Source organism: Rhizobium sp. Leaf384, assembly GCF_001424065.1.
Classification (GTDB): Bacteria; Pseudomonadota; Alphaproteobacteria; order Rhizobiales; family Rhizobiaceae; genus Ferranicluibacter.
The window spans coordinates 1-19822 of record NZ_LMQE01000002.1; the positions used below are offsets into that span (position 1 = coordinate 1).

At 60.6% G+C, this 19822-nt stretch carries 16 protein-coding genes, 1 tRNA gene and 1 pseudogene; 17 read left to right on the forward strand and 1 reads right to left on the reverse strand.

The window, feature by feature from the left end:
- The 13 genes and pseudogenes from tuf to ASG25_RS08330 form a co-directional block, all read left to right on the forward strand.
- Positions 1–204 (forward strand): annotated as a pseudogene (tuf, locus tag ASG25_RS08270) (elongation factor Tu); the annotation flags it as partial.
- 240 nt (positions 205–444) lie between these two features.
- Positions 445–1359 (forward strand): NAD(P)-dependent oxidoreductase, encoded by a 915-nt coding sequence (locus tag ASG25_RS08275; protein WP_062472466.1) that lies wholly within the window; start codon positions 445–447, stop codon positions 1357–1359.
- 305 nt (positions 1360–1664) lie between these two features.
- Complete coding sequence (locus ASG25_RS08280) at positions 1665–2324, forward strand: hypothetical protein (protein ID WP_062472468.1); 660 nt, start codon at positions 1665–1667, stop codon at positions 2322–2324.
- 152 nt (positions 2325–2476) lie between these two features.
- Positions 2477–2552, forward strand: a tRNA-Trp gene (locus ASG25_RS08285).
- Between the two features lie 234 nt (positions 2553–2786).
- Complete coding sequence (secE, locus tag ASG25_RS08290; protein ID WP_062472472.1) at positions 2787–2987, forward strand: preprotein translocase subunit SecE; 201 nt, start codon at positions 2787–2789, stop codon at positions 2985–2987.
- 16 nt (positions 2988–3003) lie between these two features.
- Positions 3004–3534: a transcription termination/antitermination protein NusG gene (gene nusG / locus ASG25_RS08295; RefSeq protein WP_062472494.1), complete on the forward strand. Its 531-nt coding sequence runs from the start codon at positions 3004–3006 to the stop codon at positions 3532–3534.
- Between the two features lie 231 nt (positions 3535–3765).
- Complete coding sequence (rplK, locus tag ASG25_RS08300) at positions 3766–4197, forward strand: 50S ribosomal protein L11 (RefSeq protein WP_062472474.1); 432 nt, start codon at positions 3766–3768, stop codon at positions 4195–4197.
- A 1-nt stretch (position 4198) separates the two neighbouring features.
- Positions 4199–4897 (forward strand): 50S ribosomal protein L1, encoded by a 699-nt coding sequence (gene rplA, locus ASG25_RS08305; RefSeq protein ID WP_062472476.1) that lies wholly within the window; start codon positions 4199–4201, stop codon positions 4895–4897.
- Between the two features lie 329 nt (positions 4898–5226).
- A complete protein-coding gene (gene rplJ, locus ASG25_RS08310; protein ID WP_062472478.1) occupies positions 5227–5748 on the forward strand; it encodes a 50S ribosomal protein L10 in 522 nt (173 codons plus the stop codon).
- 58 nt (positions 5749–5806) lie between these two features.
- The gene (gene rplL / locus ASG25_RS08315; RefSeq protein WP_062472481.1) at positions 5807–6184 is read left to right on the forward strand and encodes a 50S ribosomal protein L7/L12; all 378 of its coding nucleotides are present in this window, start codon (positions 5807–5809) and stop codon (positions 6182–6184) included.
- 265 nt (positions 6185–6449) lie between these two features.
- On the forward strand, positions 6450–10589 hold the full coding sequence (rpoB, locus tag ASG25_RS08320) for a DNA-directed RNA polymerase subunit beta (RefSeq protein ID WP_062472483.1): 4140 nt from the start codon (positions 6450–6452) through the stop codon (positions 10587–10589).
- A gap of 196 nt (positions 10590–10785) precedes the next feature.
- Positions 10786–14991: a DNA-directed RNA polymerase subunit beta' gene (gene rpoC / locus ASG25_RS08325; protein WP_062472486.1), complete on the forward strand. Its 4206-nt coding sequence runs from the start codon at positions 10786–10788 to the stop codon at positions 14989–14991.
- A 208-nt stretch (positions 14992–15199) separates the two neighbouring features.
- Positions 15200–15688 (forward strand): DUF995 domain-containing protein, encoded by a 489-nt coding sequence (locus tag ASG25_RS08330; protein ID WP_162242174.1) that lies wholly within the window; start codon positions 15200–15202, stop codon positions 15686–15688.
- 95 nt (positions 15689–15783) lie between these two features.
- Here the strand turns inward: ASG25_RS08330 and ASG25_RS08335 are convergent, their stop codons facing one another.
- Positions 15784–16080 (reverse strand): hypothetical protein, encoded by a 297-nt coding sequence (locus ASG25_RS08335; protein ID WP_062472490.1) that lies wholly within the window; start codon positions 16078–16080, stop codon positions 15784–15786.
- A 547-nt stretch (positions 16081–16627) separates the two neighbouring features.
- On the opposite strand from ASG25_RS08335, the gene rpsL reads away from it, so the two are divergent.
- The 4 genes from rpsL to ASG25_RS22180 form a co-directional block, all read left to right on the forward strand.
- Entirely contained in the window at positions 16628–16999 is a 372-nt protein-coding gene (gene rpsL / locus ASG25_RS08340) for a 30S ribosomal protein S12 (RefSeq protein WP_003507760.1), read from the forward strand.
- Between the two features lie 57 nt (positions 17000–17056).
- Positions 17057–17527, forward strand: coding sequence for a 30S ribosomal protein S7 (gene rpsG, locus ASG25_RS08345; protein ID WP_018325882.1), 471 nt, complete (start codon positions 17057–17059; stop codon positions 17525–17527).
- A gap of 29 nt (positions 17528–17556) precedes the next feature.
- Positions 17557–19656: an elongation factor G gene (fusA, locus tag ASG25_RS08350; RefSeq protein WP_062472492.1), complete on the forward strand. Its 2100-nt coding sequence runs from the start codon at positions 17557–17559 to the stop codon at positions 19654–19656.
- A gap of 67 nt (positions 19657–19723) precedes the next feature.
- On the forward strand, positions 19724–19822 hold a 99-nt coding region (locus ASG25_RS22180), incomplete at its 3' end, for a GTP-binding protein (protein ID WP_141681087.1).

Sequence of the window (19822 nt, forward strand, 5' to 3'; positions counted from 1 at the left end):
CGTCCGCAGTTCTACTTCCGTACGACGGACGTGACGGGGATCGTGACGCTTCCGGAAGGCACGGAAATGGTCATGCCGGGCGACAACGTCACCGTTGCCGTCGAGCTGATCGTTCCGATCGCGATGGAAGAAAAGCTGCGCTTCGCTATCCGCGAAGGCGGCCGCACCGTCGGCGCCGGCATCGTGGCTTCGATCGTCGAGTAAACTTCAAACGAGCGACGGCATGGCGCATCCGCCATGACGTCGTGACATCCGACGTCTGGAAAGCGCTGCCTTCGGGTGGCGCTTTTGTCGTTTTCGGGGATCAGAAATTCGCACATCGGGGCTGCCGCTTCCGATACGCGCATCTGCGGCAGGTCGGGAACGGAGAGACGCGCTTTCGCAAACCACTTGTCCTTTGCCGCCAATGCGTTAGTTGCGCCTTGGCATTCTGGAGGATTTCACGTGACGAAACGCATTCTGTTCACCGGCGGCGCGGGCAAGGCCGGCCGCCACGTCGTGCCCTATCTGGTGGAGGCGGGCTACGAGGTACACAATCTCGACCTCGTGCCGCTGGACCATCCCGGCGTGACCAATCTCATTGTCGACATCACCGACAGCGGCCAGGTGTTCAACGCCTTGTCCATGCATGCCGACATGCCGGATCTCGATCGCGCGCCGATCGGCAAGGGCAGGGGCATGCGCACCTACGATGCCGTCGTGCATTTCGCGGCCATCCCGCGCATCCTGATCAAGCCCGACAACGAGACCTTCCGCATCAACACCATCGGTACCTACAACGTCATCGAGGCCGCTGCCAAATTCGGCGTACGCAAGATCCTCGTCGCATCCAGCGAAACCACCTATGGCATCTGCTTTGCAGAGGGACACCGGGACGTCGCCCACTTCCCGCTGGAAGAGGACGACGATGTGAACCCGATGGACAGCTACGGCTTGTCGAAGGTGCTGAACGAAAAGACGGCGCGGGCGTTCGCAGCGCGGTTCGGCATCGATATCTATGCCATCCGCATCGGTAACGTGATCGAACCGCATGAATATGCGATGTTCCCGACCTGGTTCGCCGATCCGACCATTCGCAAGCGCATCGCCTGGAGCTATATCGACGCGCGCGATCTCGGGCAGATCTGCAAGCTCGCCATCGAGAAGGACGGCCTCGGTTTCCAGGTCTTCAACGCGGCCAACGACACCACGTCCGCCAACACACCGACGGCTGACCTGCTCCGGGATCACTTTCCCAATGTGTCGGTCTCCCGCGAGCTCGGGACCTATGAAAGCCTGCTGTCGAATCGCAAGATCCGGGACGTGCTCGGCTTTCGCGAGGAGCATGACTGGCGCAAGTACGTGAAGCAATCTGGCTGACGCCACGTTTCTCCTTGACCTGCGGGGCGTTCGATGACGCCCTTCTAGGGGCATGGGCCCGGTCGCACCTGACCGGGCGGCCCCATCCTCAGAATGACCGACAAGATTTTGGGGTTCCGCCCCTTGGCTGTTCAGCCTATGTACCGCCGATACAAGAAACGCTCATGTTGAGGACCTCCGCTTCGGCGATGGCCGGATGAGCGGTATCGACCTTGCCTGTGCGGTCCGCGTTCCAGGCAATGAATCATGGCAGGGCTCTCGCGTCGGTTCTCTCGATGGCGCGCCCGGAACGGTGGAACCCTTCGATGAAGATGAAGTCCGGGGCGGCGCTTTCCGTCGCCTGGCTTGCCTTTGCAGGCCTTGCGCACCTTCCGGCGGCCTCCGCGGCGGATCGGCTGATCTGGCAACCGACACGGATGGGGGATAATGGCCTGCATCTGCGGATGGGCGTCAAGCTGCCCGCCATTGGCGAGGCAAGTGCCGGGGCGGACGTCGCGGTCGCCGCCACACGCTCGGGCCGTGTCGAGGATGCGCCTGTCGACGTGTGGGCGCGGGTCGCCTCTCGGAGCGGGGTCCGCACCGCGTTGGTCACCAGCCGGTCCATCGACGGATCGTTCGATCCGCGCAGCGGAAGCGGGCATGTCGATGTCAGCACGACGCGGAAGCGGATTCTCAATGAAGCCTTCGATCTGGAACGCGTCCGCGGCGTCAATCTCGTCTGTTCCAGACTTCTGAAGCGCTGCGACGCGGTCACCGTCCATCAGGCTGCGCGCCTGACGTCGCTGGCGACCGGGACAGCCATTGTGGCGGAGGGCCAATATGCGTCTGACACCCGTGGCATCACCCATCTCGTCCGCGTCGAGCAGCAGATCACGCGCAAGATGAACATGACGGCGGCGCTCGCCGCGCCCTTCGAGACGAAGCGGCAGGCCAGCATCGGCCTCTCCTATGCCTTCACCTGGTAGCGGAAATATCGACACCGCCCCGTCGGGTGCCGCGCGAAGGCGAGGGCGAAAAGATCAAAAGAGCCCTTGCCAATCCCGCGCGCGCGTCTTAAAGGAGCGCACGGTCGACACGACGACGATACGCTCCAAGGAGCTGTTCCGGCGTGACGCGAAGGGGTATAGCTCAGTTGGTAGAGCGGCGGTCTCCAAAACCGCAGGTCGTCGGTTCAAGCCCGGCTGCCCCTGCCATATGTTTTGATGGCGTTTGCCATATACCGTGATACCCGCCGTGACCTCTGGAAAAATGCCCCGCTGACATGCTCCGTGCACGTTCGGCAAAGCCCGGGGCTGATGGCAGAATTCGTTTAAAAGATCGGAAAGTCCTTGTGATTTTCAGAATCGGTCTTTATGTAGGGTCCAACAGACACGCGGCGCGTGGGGCTGAGCGTTCAGCTTTACGGGCCGTCAAGGCGTGAGCATTCAATGGCAGCGAAGACTAATCCCGTAACGTTTCTGAAGCAGGTCCGCTCCGAGACGGCAAAAGTGACATGGCCCTCGCGCCGGGAAACCGTGATTTCCACCTTGATGGTGTTCATCATGGTCATCCTTGCTGCGGCGTTCTTTTTTGCTGCGGATCAATTGATGGGCTGGCTGATCGGCCTCGTCCTCAATGTTGGCATCTAATCGAGTGGGAATGAACATGGCTCCGCGTTGGTATATCGTTCACGCCTATTCGAATTTCGAGAAGAAGGTCGCCGAGTCGATCGAAGAGAAGGCCAAGCAGAAGGGGTTGAGCCATCTGTTCGAAAAGATCCTCGTTCCGACCGAGAAGGTTGTGGAAGTGCGCCGCGGCCGCAAGGTCGATGCCGAGCGCAAGTTTTTCCCGGGTTACGTGCTCGTTCGCGCCAACCTGACGGATGAGGCCTATCACCTCATCAAGAACACGCCGAAGGTCACCGGGTTCCTTGGTTCCGACAATAAGCCTGTTCCGATCCCGGACCATGAAGCCGAGCGCATCCTTGGCCAGGTTCAGGACGGTGTGGACCGCCCCAAGCCGTCGATCTCGTTCGAAGTCGGCGAGCAGGTCAGGGTCTCCGACGGTCCCTTCGCCTCGTTCAACGGCATCGTTCAGGATGTCGACGAGGAGCGGGCTCGTCTCAAGGTCGAGGTTTCGATCTTCGGTCGCGCTACGCCGGTGGATCTCGAATTCGCTCAGGTCGAAAAGGTCTGAGCCGACGTCATGACGGCCTGCTGCAAGGCGGGCTATCAGGCGGCGCTTGCGCCGCCATTCGCGTGGAAGGGGACGGGCTCTTAGCCGGACCCGACAACCGAACCACGCAACCGCAGCCGCCGCATCGCATCGCGATATGGCATCCGTGATCGGGAAACCGGTCAAACGCCCGGTCTGCGGTGCGCCCTTCGGGGCCATCCGGAGCCCGGGACAGAGAAAAGGCAGAGAGTAATGGCTAAGAAAGTTATGGGCCAGCTCAAGCTGCAGGTGAAGGCAGGGTCGGCCAATCCGTCCCCGCCGATCGGTCCTGCACTTGGTCAGCGCGGCATCAACATCATGGAATTCTGCAAGGCGTTCAATGCCGCTACGCAGGAAATGGAAAAGGGCATGCCGATCCCGGTCGTCATCACCTACTTCCAGGACAAGTCCTTTACCTTCGCGATGAAGAAGCCGCCGGTCAGCTACTTCCTCAAGAAGGAAGCGAAGATCACCTCGGGTTCCAAGACTCCGGGCAAGGGCGGCGTTGCCGGCACCCTCACCAAGGCTCAGATCAAGTCGATCGCCGAAGCCAAGATGAAGGACCTCAATGCAGCCGATATCGAAGGCGCAATGACCATGATCGAGGGCTCCGCCCGCGCCATGGGTCTGGAAGTGGTGGCGTAAGATGGCAAAGCTTGCAAAGCGCGTACAGAAGACCCGCGAAGGCGTCGATCCCACGAAGATCTACAGCCTGTCAAACGCCATCGGCATGGTCAAGGAACGGGCGATCGCCAAGTTCGACGAGACCATCGAAGTTGCTATGAACCTCGGCGTTGACCCGCGTCACGCAGACCAGATGGTCCGCGGCGTCGTCAATCTGCCGAACGGCACAGGCCGCGACGTTCGCGTTGCCGTCTTCGCACGTGGCGCAAAGGCTGACGAAGCCCGCGCTGCCGGTGCAGACGTCGTTGGTGCCGAAGATCTCGTCGAGATCGTCCAGGGTGGCAAGATCGATTTCGATCGCTGCATCGCCACGCCGGACATGATGCCGCTCGTCGGCCGTCTCGGTAAGGTTCTCGGCCCGCGCGGCATGATGCCGAACCCGAAGGTCGGCACCGTGACCATGGACGTCACCGGCGCCGTCAAGGCATCCAAGGGCGGTGCTGTCGAGTTCCGCGTCGAAAAGGCGGGGATCATCCATGCCGGTATCGGCAAGGCCTCGTTCGCACCGGGTGCGCTGGAAGAAAACATCCGCGCCTTTGCGGATGCGGTCGTGAAGGCGAAGCCGGCAGGTGCCAAGGGCAACTACGTCAAGCGCATCGCGATTTCCTCGACCATGGGTCCGGGCGTCAAGATCGATCTGTCGACGCTCAGCGTCGCCTGATGTGTCGGTAGGGCGCAGGCCCTGCCGGTTACGAATTCCGGCCCTTCGGGGCCGGATATCCAGGCTTCGGCCTGGAACTCCTGTCCGAGATTGCAGGTGGTTATCCCTTAATCACTGATGCCTGCATGAGACGGGTGAGACCCGAATTTGTCCCGAGGCCACGGCCTGCGGGAAACATCGGTTCGAACCTCGGCTTGCCTTGTGAGCGCCTTTGGCGCTTCGCAGGGGACAGGATCCTCGAGCGTCGCCCGGGATCGTCAAAGATCCCGCGCGGCAAAGGCAAACCCGGCAGGCCTGCAGGATTGCGGTCTGCCAACTGGAGATAGGCAGTGGAAAGAGCGGAAAAACGCGAATTCGTCACGGAGCTGAACGAAGTCTTCAAGGCTTCCGGTTCGGTTGTCGTGGCCCACTATGCCGGCGTCACCGTTGCGCAAATGAACGATTTTCGTTCGAAGATGCGCGCAGCTGGCGGCACCGTCAAAGTCGCGAAGAACCGCCTGGCCAAGATTGCCCTTCAGGGTACGGAGTCCGAAGGGATCGTTGATCTCTTCAAGGGTCAGACGCTCATTGCATATAGCAATGACCCGATCGTGGCTCCCAAGGTCGTCGTGGATTTCGCCAAGACCAACGACAAGGTCGTTGTTCTCGGTGGTTCCATGGGCACTACAACGCTGAATGCGGAAGGCGTCAAGTCGCTTGCGACCCTGCCTTCGCTGGATGAACTGCGTGGAAAGCTGCTGGGCATGATCCAGACCCCGGCTACCCGTATCGCAGGCGTTGTTGCAGCACCGGCAAGCCAGCTTGCCCGCGTGTTCGCGGCCTATGCCAAGAAGGACGAAGAAGCCGCGTAAGGCGGTTTTTCGCTGTTTATATCAACATCGGTTCGAATTGAACAAAAGGAACTAGACAATGGCTGATCTCTCTAAGATCGTTGAAGACCTCTCCTCGCTGACCGTTCTGGAAGCTGCAGAACTGTCGAAGCTTCTCGAAGAAAAGTGGGGCGTTTCCGCTGCAGCACCGGTAGCCGTTGCTGCTGCCGGCGGCGCTGGCGCTGCTGCACCCGTCGAAGAAGAAAAGACCGAGTTCGACGTTATCCTGGCTGAAGCCGGCGCTAACAAGATCAACGTCATCAAGGAAGTCCGCGCGATCACCGGCCTCGGCCTCAAGGAAGCCAAGGACCTGGTCGAAGCTGCTCCGAAGGCCGTCAAGGAAGGCGTTTCCAAGGCTGAAGCTGCCGACCTCAAGAAGAAGCTCGAAGATGCTGGCGCCAAGGTTGACGTCAAGTAATCTGGCTTTATGACGGAGAGAGGCGGCCCGAAAGGGCTGCCTCTCTTTGACCGTTTTTCGAACGTATTACCCAAAAGCCCCCAAAAATTCGGCTTTTCGGTAATGGGTTCTTCAAGAGGATGGTCCCGGTACCTGGACGACACGGCATTCCGCGCTTTGTGTCCCGGACCGCGAGACGAGATTGAACAATCCATCTTAGACGGGGTCGACTGGCCATCGATCCCCGTCCGTTGCAGGCCCGGATGCACATATTGAAGGAGCGACGATGGCTCAGACCCTTACGTTTAACGGTCGCAGGCGCGTACGCAAGTTTTTCGGCAAAATCCCCGAAGTCGCAGAGATGCCGAACCTCATCGAGGTTCAGAAGGCGTCCTACGATCAGTTCCTGATGGTCAAGGAGCCGGCTGGTGGCCGTCCTGACGAAGGGCTGCAGTCGGTTTTCAAGTCCGTCTTCCCCATCAGCGACTTTTCCGGCGCGTCCATGCTGGAATTCGTTTCCTATGAATTCGAGCCGCCGAAGTTCGACGTCGATGAATGCCGTCAGCGCGATCTGACCTATGCGGCGCCGCTCAAGGTGACGTTGCGCCTCATCGTGTTCGATATCGACGAGGATACGGGTGCGAAGTCCATCAAGGACATCAAGGAACAGAACGTCTACATGGGCGACATGCCGCTCATGACGAACAACGGCACGTTCATCGTCAACGGCACCGAGCGCGTCATCGTCTCGCAGATGCACCGTTCGCCGGGCGTGTTCTTCGACCACGACAAGGGCAAGAGCCACTCGTCGGGCAAGCTTCTGTTTGCTGCGCGCGTCATCCCCTATCGCGGTTCCTGGCTCGACATCGAGTTCGACGCCAAGGACATCGTTCATGCGCGTATCGACCGTCGCCGCAAGATCCCCGTCTCGTCCCTGCTGATGGCACTCGGCATGGACGGCGAGGAGATCCTCGAGACGTTCTACACCAAGTCCTTCTACAAGCGTGATGGCAAGGGATGGCGGATTCCGTTCCAGCCCGAGGTCCTGAAGGGCCAGAAGGCCATCACCGAGATGATCGACGCCGATACCGGCGAAGTCGTCGTGGAAAGCGGCAAGAAGCTGACGCCGCGCCTGCTCCGGTCCCTGACCGAGAAGGGTCTGAAGGCGATCAAGGCGTCCGACGACGATCTCTATGGCAACTACCTTGCCGAAGACCTCGTCAACATGGAAACCGGGGAAATCTTCCTGGAAGCCGGCGACGAGATCGACGAGAAGACGCTGGGCGTCATCCTCGGCGCGGGCTTCGAAGAGATCCCGGTTCTCGACATCGACCATATCAATGTCGGCGCCTACATCCGCAACACGATCGCCGTCGACAAGAACGAGAACCGTCAGGACGCGCTGTTCGACATCTACCGTGTCATGCGCCCGGGCGAGCCGCCGACCATGGATTCGGCCGAGGCCATGTTCAACACGCTGTTCTTCGATGCGGAGCGCTACGACCTTTCGGCCGTCGGTCGCGTCAAGATGAACATGCGTCTCGATCTCGATTGCCCGGACACGGTTCGTGTTCTGCGCAAGGAAGACATCCTGGCGGTCGTCAAGATGCTGGTCGAGCTGCGTGACGGCAAGGGCGAAATCGACGACATCGACAACCTCGGCAACCGCCGTGTCCGTTCCGTCGGCGAACTGATGGAAAATCAGTACCGTCTCGGCCTGCTTCGCATGGAGCGTGCCATCAAGGAGCGCATGTCGTCGATCGAGATCGACACCGTGATGCCGCAGGACCTGATCAACGCCAAGCCGGCGGCGGCTGCCGTGCGCGAGTTCTTCGGTTCCTCGCAGCTGTCGCAGTTCATGGACCAGGTGAACCCGCTTTCGGAAATCACGCACAAGCGCCGTCTTTCGGCTCTTGGACCGGGTGGTCTGACCCGCGAGCGTGCAGGCTTCGAAGTCCGCGACGTTCACCCGACCCATTACGGCCGTATCTGCCCGATCGAAACGCCGGAAGGCCCGAACATCGGTCTGATCAACTCTCTGGCCACGTTCGCCCGCGTCAACAAGTACGGCTTCATCGAGAGCCCGTACCGCAAGATCGTCGACGGCAAGGTTACCCGCGAAGTTGTCTACCTCTCCGCGATGGAAGAGGCCAAGTACCACGTCGCCCAGGCGAACTCCGTGCTGAATGCCGACAATGAATTCGAGGAAGAATTCGTCGTCTGCCGTCACTCGGGCGAAGTCATGCTGACGCCGCGCGACCAGATCAACCTGATGGACGTTTCGCCGAAGCAGCTGGTGTCCGTCGCCGCCGCTCTCATCCCGTTCCTCGAGAACGACGATGCGAACCGCGCGCTCATGGGCTCCAACATGCAGCGTCAGGCCGTGCCGCTGCTGCGTGCCGAAGCACCGTTCGTTGGCACCGGCATGGAGCCGGTTGTTGCCCGTGACTCTGGCGCTGCCATCGCGGCACGCCGTGGCGGCGTCGTCGACCAGGTCGACGCGACGCGTATCGTCATCCGGGCGACGGAAGAGCTCGAGGCCGGCAAGTCCGGCGTCGATATCTATCGCCTGCAGAAGTTCCAGCGCTCCAACCAGAACACCTGTGTCAACCAGCGTCCGCTGGTTACCGTCGGTGACATCCTGAACAAGGGCGACATCATTGCGGACGGTCCTTCGACCGACCTCGGCGATCTCGCTCTCGGCCGCAACGCGCTCGTCGCGTTCATGCCGTGGAACGGCTACAACTACGAGGACTCGATCCTTCTGTCCGAGCGCATCGTGCGCGACGACGTGTTCACCTCCATCCACATCGAGGAATTCGAAGTGATGGCGCGCGACACGAAGCTCGGGCCGGAAGAAATCACGCGCGACATCCCGAACGTTTCGGAAGAAGCGCTGAAGAACCTCGATGAAGCCGGTATCGTCTACATCGGTGCGGAAGTGCAGCCGGGCGATATTCTCGTCGGCAAGATCACGCCGAAGGGCGAAAGCCCGATGACGCCGGAAGAAAAGCTTCTGCGTGCCATCTTCGGCGAGAAGGCCTCCGACGTCCGCGATACGTCCATGCGCATGCCGCCCGGCACGTTCGGGACCATCGTTGAAGTTCGCGTTTTCAACCGCCACGGCGTTGAAAAGGACGAGCGTGCGATGGCGATCGAGCGCGAGGAAATCGAACGTCTCGCAAAGGACCGCGACGACGAACAGGCGATCCTCGACCGCAACGTCTATGCCCGCCTGATCGAGATGCTGCGCGGCCATTCCGCCGTGGCAGGTCCGAAGGGCTTCAAGAAGGGCACGGAGCTGACCAACGCGATCGTCTCCGAATATCCCCGCTCGCAGTGGTGGATGTTCGCCGTCGAGGACGAAAAGGCTCAGGGCGAAATTGAAGCTCTGCGGGGCCAGTACGACGAGTCGAAGTCGCTGCTCGAGCATCGTTTCATGGACAAGGTCGAAAAGGTCCAGCGCGGCGACGAAATGCCTCCGGGCGTCATGAAGATGGTGAAGGTTTTTGTTGCTGTGAAGCGCAAGATCCAGCCAGGCGACAAGATGGCCGGCCGTCATGGCAACAAGGGTGTCGTTTCGCGCATCGTTCCGATCGAGGACATGCCGTTCCTCGAAGACGGTACGCATGTGGACGTGGTTCTCAACCCGCTGGGCGTGCCCTCGCGCATGAACGTCGGCCAGATCCTCGAAACGCACCTCGGCTGGGCTTGTGCCGGCATGGGTCGCAAGATCGGTGACATGCTCGACGCCTACAAGGCAGGCGCCGACATCAAGCCGCTGCGCGACACCATCGACAGCGTCATCGGATCCGGTCCGAAGGGCGAGCCCATCAAGGACTACGACGACGACAGCATCGTTCGTCTGGCCGAACAGACACGCCGCGGCGTGTCGATCGCAACGCCGGTCTTCGATGGTGCGGTGGAAGCCGACGTCAACGAGATGCTGGAGCAGGCCGGCCTGAAGATCTCCGGTCAGTCGACGCTCTATGATGGCCGTACGGGTGATCAGTTCGACCGTCAGGTCACGGTGGGCTACATCTACATGCTGAAGCTGAACCACCTCGTGGATGACAAGATCCACGCGCGTTCGATCGGTCCTTACTCGCTGGTCACCCAGCAGCCGCTCGGCGGCAAGGCCCAGTTCGGCGGTCAGCGCTTCGGGGAAATGGAAGTCTGGGCTCTGGAAGCCTACGGCGCCGCCTACACCCTGCAGGAAATGCTGACGGTGAAGTCGGACGACGTGGCCGGACGCACCAAGGTCTACGAGGCGATCGTGCGTGGCGACGACACGTTCGAGGCAGGCATTCCCGAGAGCTTCAACGTTCTCGTCAAGGAAATGCGCTCTCTCGGCCTGTCCGTCGAGCTCGAGAACTCGAAGCTTGAAGACCTCCAGCCGACACAGCTGCCGGACGCCGCTGAATAAAACGCGATTGACGCGCGCGCCTGAACAAGGCGCGCGCAGGTCCCGCCGGTCGTCGTCCTCACAGGCGATGACGGGGCAGGCCGCTGAGCCGCACCCGATGCGGTTTTATCCGTTTGACGAGCAGAGGGGCCGACGCCCCGAGAAATGTCGGCCATCCTCGCTCAAGATAAGGGGCTATGCCCCAAAGGAGATAGGCATGAACCAAGAGGTCATGAACCTTTTCAATCCGCAGATGCCGGCACAGACGTTCGACTCGATCCGCATCTCGATCGCGTCGCCGGAGAAGATTCTCTCCTGGTCGTTCGGCGAGATCAAGAAGCCGGAAACCATCAACTACCGGACGTTCAAGCCGGAACGTGACGGCCTGTTCTGCGCGCGCATCTTCGGACCCATCAAGGACTACGAATGCCTGTGCGGCAAGTACAAGCGCATGAAGTACAAGGGCATCATCTGCGAAAAGTGCGGCGTTGAAGTCACGCTGTCGCGCGTCCGCCGCGAGCGCATGGGCCACATCGAGCTCGCAGCCCCGGTTGCCCACATCTGGTTCCTGAAGTCCCTGCCGAGCCGCATCGCGACGCTGCTCGACATGACGCTGAAGGATATCGAGCGCGTCCTCTACTTCGAAAACTACATCGTCACCGAGCCGGGTCTGACCTCCCTCAAGGAGAACCAGCTTCTCTCGGAAGAGGAATACATGATCGCCGTCGACGAGTTCGGCGAAGATCAGTTCACGGCGATGATCGGTGCGGAAGCCATCTACGAGATGCTCGCGTCGATGAACCTCGAGAAGATCGCTGGCGATCTGCGCCAGGACATGGCTGACACCACGTCCGAGCTGAAGCAGAAGAAGCTGATGAAGCGTCTGAAGATCGTCGAGAACTTCATGGAGTCGGGCAACCGCCCGGAATGGATGATCATGAAGGTCGTTCCGGTGATCCCGCCGGATCTGCGCCCGCTCGTTCCTCTGGACGGCGGCCGTTTCGCGACGTCCGACCTCAACGACCTCTATCGCCGCGTCATTAACCGTAACAACCGTCTCAAGCGGCTGATCGAGCTGCGGGCGCCGGGCATCATCATCCGCAACGAAAAGCGCATGTTGCAGGAATCCGTCGATGCGCTGTTCGACAATGGCCGTCGCGGTCGCGTCATCACGGGTGCCAACAAGCGCCCGCTGAAGTCGCTGTCGGACATGCTGAAGGGGAAGCAGGGCCGGTTCCGCCAGAACCTGCTCGGCAAGCGCGTCGACTATTCCGGTCGTTCCGTCATCGTGACGGGTCCGGAACTGAAGCTGCACCAGTGCGGCCTGCCGAAGAAGATGGCGCTCGAACTCTTCAAGCCCTTCATCTACGCCCGTCTCGACGCCAAGGGCTTCTCGTCCACCGTCAAGCAGGCCAAGAAGCTGGTCGAGAAGGAAAAGCCGGAAGTCTGGGATATCCTCGACGAGGTCATCCGCGAGCATCCGGTTCTCCTGAACCGTGCGCCGACGCTGCACCGCCTCGGCATCCAGGCGTTCGAGCCCACGCTGGTCGAAGGCAAGGCCATCCAGCTGCACCCGCTCGTCTGCACGGCGTTCAACGCCGACTTCGACGGTGACCAGATGGCCGTTCACGTCCCGCTGTCGCTCGAAGCGCAGCTGGAAGCGCGCGTGCTGATGATGTCGACCAACAACATCCTGCACCCGGCCAACGGCGCACCGATCATCGTTCCGTCGCAGGACATGGTTCTCGGGCTCTACTACCTGTCGATCATGAACCAGAACGAGCCGGGCGAAGGCATGGCCTTCTCCGACATCGGGGAACTGCACCATGCGCTCGACAACAAGTCGGTCACGCTGCATGCGAAGATCCGTGGTCGCTTCAAGTCGGTCGACGAGAACGGCAAGCCGGTCTCCAAGATCTTCGAAACGACCCCGGGCCGTATGCTCATCGGCGAACTCCTGCCGAAGAACCACAACGTGCCGTTCGACGTCTGCAACCAGGAACTGACCAAGAAGAACATCTCCAAGATGATCGACACGGTCTATCGCCACTGCGGACAGAAGGACACGGTCATCTTCTGCGACCGGATCATGCAGCTCGGCTTTGCCCATGCCTGCCGCGCCGGCATTTCGTTCGGCAAGGACGACATGGTCATTCCGGAAACCAAGGCGAAGATCGTCGGCGACACCGAGTCGCTGGTGAAGGAATACGAACAGCAGTACAATGACGGCCTGATCACCCAGGGCGAAAAGTACAACAAGGTCGTCGACGCCTGGGGCAAGGCCACCGAAAAGGTCGCCGAAGACATGATGGCCCGCATCAAGGCCGTCGAGTTCGATGACAACGGCCGTCAGAAGCCGATGAACGCGATCTACATGATGTCGCACTCCGGCGCCCGTGGTTCTCCGAACCAGATGCGCCAGCTGGGCGGGATGCGTGGTCTGATGGCCAAGCCTTCGGGCGAAATCATCGAGACTCCGATCATCTCGAACTTCAAGGAAGGCCTGACCGTTAACGAGTACTTCAACTCGACGCACGGTGCCCGTAAGGGTCTTGCAGACACCGCCTTGAAGACGGCGAACTCCGGCTACCTGACGCGTCGTCTCGTGGACGTGGCGCAGGATTGCATCGTCAACTCGGTGGATTGCGGCACCGAAAACGGCCTCACCATGACCGCCATCGTCGATGCCGGTCAGGTCGTTGCTTCCATCGGCGCCCGCGTTCTGGGTCGTACGGCTCTCGACAACATCGATCATCCGGTCACGGGTGAGCGCATCGTCGATGCAGGCCGCATGATCCTCGAAGCCGACGTTGTCGAGATCGAGAAGGCCGGCATCCAGTCGATCCGGATCCGCTCGGCCCTGACCTGCGAAATCCAGACCGGCGTCTGCGGCGTCTGCTACGGTCGTGACCTTGCCCGCGGTACCCCTGTCAACATGGGTGAAGCGGTCGGCGTCATCGCGGCCCAGTCGATCGGCGAACCGGGCACGCAGCTCACCATGCGGACGTTCCACCTGGGTGGCACGGCCAACGTGGTCGACCAGTCGTTCCTGGAAGCGTCGTACGAAGGCACGATCCAGATCAAGAACCGCAACATGCTGCGCAACTCCGATGGCATCCTCATTGCCATGGGCCGCAACATGGCGATCCAGATCCTGGACGAGCGCGGCGTGGAACGGTCCTCGCAGCGTGTCGCCTACGGATCGAAGATCTTCGTGGACGACGGCGACAAGGTTCGTCGCGGTCAGCGTTTCGCGGAGTGGGACCCCTACACGCGTCCGATGATGACGGAAGTCGAAGGAACGGTTCACTTCGAAGATATCGTCGACGGTATCTCGGTTCTCGAAGCGACGGACGAAGCGACCGGCATCACCAAGCGTCAGGTTATCGACTGGCGTTCGACGCCGCGCGGTATCGACCTGAAGCCGGCGATCGTCATCAAGGACAAGAACGGCGCCGTTGCCAAGCTGTCGCGTGGCGGCGAGGCCCGGTTCCTTCTCTCGGTCGATGCGATCCTGTCGGTCGAGCCCGGCACGAAGGTGTCCCAGGGTGACGTGCTCGCGCGTTCGCCGCTGGAAAGCGCCAAGACCAAGGACATCACCGGTGGTCTGCCGCGTGTTGCCGAACTCTTCGAAGCGCGTCGTCCGAAGGACCACGCGATCATCGCGGAGATCGATGGCACGATCCGTTTCGGTCGCGACTACAAGAACAAGCGTCGCGTGCTGATCGAGCCGGCGGAAGACGGTGTCGAACCGGTCGAGTACCTGATCCCGAAGGGCAAGCCCTTCCACCTTCAGGACGGCGACTATATCGAAAAGGGTGACTACATCCTCGACGGTAACCCGGCGCCGCACGACATCCTGGCGATCAAGGGCGTGGAAGCTCTGGCGTCCTACCTCGTCAACGAGATCCAGGAAGTCTACCGTCTCCAGGGCGTTGTCATCAACGACAAGCACATCGAGGTGATCGTTCGCCAGATGCTGCAGAAGGTCGAAGTCACCGACGCCGGCGACTCCACCTATATCGTGGGCGACAGCGTGGACCGGATCGAACTGGAAGACGTCAACGACCAGCTGATCGAACAGGGCAAGAAGCCGGCCTATGGCGATCCTGTTCTGCTCGGCATCACCAAGGCGTCCCTGCAGACGCCGTCCTTCATCTCGGCCGCATCCTTCCAGGAAACGACCAAGGTGCTGACGGAAGCTGCGATCGCCGGCAAGACCGACGGTCTCCAGGGCCTCAAGGAAAACGTCATCGTCGGCCGTCTCATTCCGGCCGGTACCGGCGGAACCATGACGCAGATCCGTCGCATCGCCACGGCACGCGACGAGATGATCCTCGAGGAACGCCGCAAGTCGACGGGTGCGGATACCGCGACCCCGATGCTCGCGGACATGGCGTCCGAAAACGCAGCCGCCGAGTAAGCGCAGGCGTTCGAAATATGACAAAGCCGCCCGGAGCGATCCGGGCGGCTTTTGCGTGCGGTCACCGCGGCATCCTTTTCGTTGAATGCTGACCCGAGGGCAGGCGGAGTCATGCATCCGAGATTGCTTATGGAGGCATCTGCTCTATGATCCGCCTCGTCGTGGCAGCCATGTGGCTGCCGGATGACGGTCTAACGGAGGGATGGAGATGAAGACGACAACCGTGGCGATGGCTCTGATGGGCCTGCTGCTTGCAAGTGGGACGGCGGCGGCGAAGAACGACGCGAAGCTGCCCGCGACCGCGACCGCGATTACATCTGAGGAGGTTACGGCTCTTTTCAGCGGCAACACGACCGACTGGAAACCCGCGCGCGCCTTCTGGGCGGCGGATGGAAAGGTCATCGGCCTGTACCCGAAGAAGGGAAGCGAGGCCGTCGGGGAAGGCAAATGGACGGTCACCGGCAACAAGATGTGCTACGAGATCGATTGGCGGACCGCAAAGAAGACGGCTGCGCCTTTCCACGAGAACGCCTGCAACGAGTTCTACAAGGCCGGCAAGAAAATCTGGACCAAGAACGTCGAAAACAGCGACGCCCAATACAAGGGCAATATCTATACCGGCGAAGACAAGAAGCTCCTCAAGGGCGACAAGGCCTCGAAGGAGGCGGACGCCGTAAAGGCGAAGTTCGAACAGTAGGGCGAGAAGGAAGAGGGGCACGCAGGAGCGTTTCCCTCTTTCTCTTTATAAGCCAGCAATCTGGCAGAAGAACGCGGGCGAGGCCCGGCATAACCTCAGTTGAACCGGATGATCGCGACTTCGCCGTCTAGAGCGCCCTTGTAGGCCGAAGCATGCGGCTCGTCGTCCGGCACGCCTTCCAGCATCCCGATTTGGTCGAGGTCCGCCTCCAGAAAGCCTTCCTCGGCCAAGGCATTCAGGGCCTCCCGCACGGCGGAGTCGTCATCCGCGGCACGCAGCACGACATGGATGTCGACGCCATCGCCGTCTCCATCCTGCTCGAAGGCCTTGCCGATGATGATGAACACCATCGGATCGTCGGAATTGTTGTCATTGTCGGGCAGGACCGTCATGGAGACTCCTCTTGTCGGGTCTTTGATAATGCGGCATGGAGCGCCGATCGGCTGATCTATAGCAAAAGCTGCGGCCGCGACAATTCGTTCCCGCTGCTTCTCTTGAGGCGTGCGATTCTTTAGATCTCCTGTTGCCGATTCTCCCGATGCCTGTTGGTCGTCACTGGCGCCTGGGGGCGAGAGCCGCCGGGGAGGGTGTCACAAAGCCCGCAATTGCGGGCTTTTGGGCCGCAAGCGCGGGAGAATCTTTAGGATTTGCCCTTGACGGGAGGGGGGTAAAACAGTACACCCCGCCTCATCGGAGCCCATGTGAGGCTGGCTGGTTCGGAACGACACGTTCTGGAGTTCGCCTCAAACAAGGTTCAAACGCACGCTGAAGACCAAGAATGCTGCACGCAAGACGCCCGAAATGGCGTCCTCTGCTTTTCATGGGGCATCTGCTGAAACGCGGATCGGCCCTTGTTCGCGCATTTTCAAGCGTACGCAAAGCCGGAGACGGCATTGATCCGCCCGAGAGGGTAACGAAGATTTTGCAAGGGATGGTTATATGCCTACCGTAAACCAGCTGATCCGCAAGCCGCGTCAGGCACAGGTCAAGCGCAACAAGGTACCGGCGCTTCAGGAAAATCCGCAGAAGCGTGGCGTGTGCACACGCGTCTACACGACGACCCCGAAGAAGCCGAACTCGGCTCTCCGTAAGGTTGCCAAGATCCGCCTGACGAATGGCTTCGAAGTCATCGGCTACATCCCGGGCGAAGGCCACAACCTCCAGGAACACTCCGTCGTGATGATCCGCGGCGGCCGCGTGAAGGACTTGCCGGGCGTTCGCTACCACATCATCCGTGGTGTTCTCGATACCCAGGGTGTCAAGAACCGTAAGCAGCGCCGTTCCAAGTACGGTGCGAAGCGTCCGAAGTAATCGATCACCAGCGCCATTTCGCTGGGTAAACAAAGATAAAGTTGAGAGACGAAACATATGTCCCGTCGCCATAGTGCAGAAAAGCGTGAGATCAACCCGGACCCGAAGTTCGGCGATCTCGTTGTCACCAAGTTCATGAACGCCATCATGCTTCATGGGAAGAAGTCGGTTGCTGAAAACATCGTCTACGGTGCTTTCGACGCCGTCCAGGGCAAGCTGAAGCAGGAGCCGGTCGCCGTGTTCCATTCGGCGCTCGACAACATCGCTCCGCACGTAGAAGTCCGTTCGCGCCGCGTTGGTGGTGCAACGTACCAGGTTCCGGTCGATGTTCGTCCGGAGCGCCGTCAGGCTCTCGCTATCCGCTGGCTCATCGCCGCAGCTCGCAAGCGCAACGAAACCACCATGATCGATCGCCTCTGCGGCGAACTCATGGATGCCGCAAACAACCGCGGCAGCGCAGTGAAGAAGCGCGAAGACACGCACAAGATGGCCGATGCCAACCGCGCTTTCTCGCATTATCGCTGGTAATAGACGAACGTCTCGAAAGGCAGTCCATCATGGCTCGCGAATATAAAATCGAAGATTACCGCAATTTCGGGATCATGGCGCATATCGACGCCGGCAAGACCACGACCACCGAGCGGATTCTTTACTACACCGGCAAGTCGCACAAGATCGGCGAAGTGCACGACGGCGCTGCCACCATGGACTGGATGGAGCAGGAGCAGGAACGCGGCATCACCATCACGTCGGCTGCGACCACGACCTACTGGAAGGGTCGCGACGGCAAGATGCGTCGCTTCAACATCATCGACACCCCCGGCCACGTTGACTTCACGATTGAAGTCGAGCGTTCGCTGCGCGTTCTCGACGGTGCGATCGCTCTGCTCGACGCCAACGCCGGCGTGGAGCCGCAGACGGAAACCGTCTGGCGCCAGGCCGAGAAGTACAACGTTCCGCGGATGATCTTCTGCAACAAGATGGACAAGACCGGCGCTGACTTCTATCGCTCGGTGTCCATGATCAAGTCGCGCCTCGGTGCGATCCCGGTCGTCATGCAGCTCCCGATCGGCGCGGAAACGGAATTCAAGGGCGTCGTCGATCTGATCGAGATGAACGCGCTTGTCTGGCGCGACGAGTCGCTCGGCGCTCAGTGGGACGTCGTCGAAATCCCCGATGACATGAAGGACCAGGCGCAGGAATACCGCGAACTCCTGATCGAGACCGTTGTCGACATCGACGAAGAAGCGATGGAAAACTACCTGAACGGTGTCATGCCCGACAACGATCAGATCCGTTCGCTCGTTCGCCGCGGCACCATCGACGTCAAGTTCCATCCCATGTTCTGCGGCACGGCCTTCAAGAACAAGGGCGTTCAGCCCCTGCTCGACGCCGTCTGCGATTACCTGCCGTCGCCGGCCGACATCCCTGCCATCAAGGGCATCGACGTCAAGACGGAAGGCGAGATCGAGCGTCATGCTTCCGACGACGAGCCGCTGTCCATGCTCGCGTTCAAGATCATGAACGACCCCTTCGTCGGTTCGCTGACCTTCGCCCGCATCTATTCCGGCAAGCTCGAAAAGGGCACGTCGGTCATGAACACGGTCAAGGAAAAGCGCGAGCGCGTCGGGCGTATGCTGCAGATGCACTCCAACTCGCGTGAAGACATCGAAGAAGCGTTTGCAGGCGATATCGTCGCTCTCGCAGGCCTCAAGGAAACCACGACGGGCGACACGCTTTGCGATCCCCTGAAGCAGGTCATCCTCGAGCGGATGGAATTCCCCGAGCCGGTCATCCAGATCGCGATCGAGCCGAAGTCCAAGGGCGACCAGGAAAAGATGGGCCTCGCGCTCAACCGCCTGGCAGCTGAAGATCCGTCGTTCCGCGTCAAGACGGACGAAGAGTCCGGCCAGACGATCATCGCCGGCATGGGCGAACTTCACCTCGACATTCTCGTCGACCGCATGCGTCGCGAGTTCAAGGTCGAAGCCAACGTCGGTGCGCCGCAGGTTGCTTATCGCGAGACGATCACGAAGAAGCACGAGGAAGACTACACGCACAAGAAGCAGTCCGGTGGTACCGGCCAGTTCGCGCGCGTCAAGATCATCTTCGAACCCAATCCGGATGGCGACGACTTCAAGTTCGAGTCCAAGATCGTTGGTGGTTCCATTCCGAAGGAATACATCCCCGGCGTTCAGAAGGGCATCGAGAGCGTTCTCTCGTCCGGCCCGCTGGCTGGCTTCCCGATGCTCGGCGTCAAGGCGACGCTCATCGACGGTGCCTTCCACGACGTCGACTCCTCGGTCCTCGCCTTCGAAATCGCCTCGCGTGCCTGCTTCCGTGAAGCATCGCGCAAGGCCGGCGCTCAGCTGCTGGAGCCGATGATGAAGGTCGAAGTCGTGACGCCGGAAGATTATGTCGGCGACGTCATCGGCGACCTGAACTCCCGTCGCGGGCAGATCCAGGGCCAGGAAAGCCGCGGCATCGCGGTCGTGATCAGCGCGAACGTCCCGCTGGCCAACATGTTCAAGTACGTCGACAACCTGCGCTCCATGAGCCAGGGCCGCGCGCAGTACTCGATGGTCTTCGATCACTACGCACCGGTTCCGTCGAACGTCGCAACCGAAATCCAGGCGAAGTACTCCGGTCAGAAGTGACCGGAGCCAACTGACGCCCGTTAAACAGAATTGAACCCCGCAAGGGGCCACAGATGGAGAGCCGAAAATGGCAAAGAGCAAGTTTGAACGCAACAAGCCGCACGTGAACATCGGAACGATCGGTCACGTCGACCATGGCAAGACGTCGCTGACGGCAGCGATCACG

Bases quoted from the DNA above. Each gene is read 5' to 3' on its own strand.
- ASG25_RS08280 (WP_062472468.1), top strand. From the start codon at position 1,665: ATGAAGATGAAGTCCGGGGCGGCGCTTTCCGTCGCCTGGCTTGCCTTT.
- secE (WP_062472472.1), top strand. From the start codon at position 2,787: ATGGCAGCGAAGACTAATCCCGTAACGTTTCTGAAGCAGGTCCGCTCC.
- nusG (WP_062472494.1), top strand. From the start codon at position 3,004: ATGGCTCCGCGTTGGTATATCGTTCACGCCTATTCGAATTTCGAGAAG.
- rplK (WP_062472474.1), top strand. From the start codon at position 3,766: ATGGCTAAGAAAGTTATGGGCCAGCTCAAGCTGCAGGTGAAGGCAGGG.
- rplA (WP_062472476.1), top strand. From the start codon at position 4,199: ATGGCAAAGCTTGCAAAGCGCGTACAGAAGACCCGCGAAGGCGTCGAT.
- rplL (WP_062472481.1), top strand. From the start codon at position 5,807: ATGGCTGATCTCTCTAAGATCGTTGAAGACCTCTCCTCGCTGACCGTT.
- rpoB (WP_062472483.1), top strand. From the start codon at position 6,450: ATGGCTCAGACCCTTACGTTTAACGGTCGCAGGCGCGTACGCAAGTTT.
- rpoC (WP_062472486.1), top strand. From the start codon at position 10,786: ATGAACCAAGAGGTCATGAACCTTTTCAATCCGCAGATGCCGGCACAG.
- ASG25_RS08330 (WP_162242174.1), top strand. From the start codon at position 15,200: ATGAAGACGACAACCGTGGCGATGGCTCTGATGGGCCTGCTGCTTGCA.
- ASG25_RS08335 (WP_062472490.1), bottom strand. From the start codon at position 16,080: ATGACGGTCCTGCCCGACAATGACAACAATTCCGACGATCCGATGGTG.
- rpsL (WP_003507760.1), top strand. From the start codon at position 16,628: ATGCCTACCGTAAACCAGCTGATCCGCAAGCCGCGTCAGGCACAGGTC.
- rpsG (WP_018325882.1), top strand. From the start codon at position 17,057: ATGTCCCGTCGCCATAGTGCAGAAAAGCGTGAGATCAACCCGGACCCG.
- fusA (WP_062472492.1), top strand. From the start codon at position 17,557: ATGGCTCGCGAATATAAAATCGAAGATTACCGCAATTTCGGGATCATG.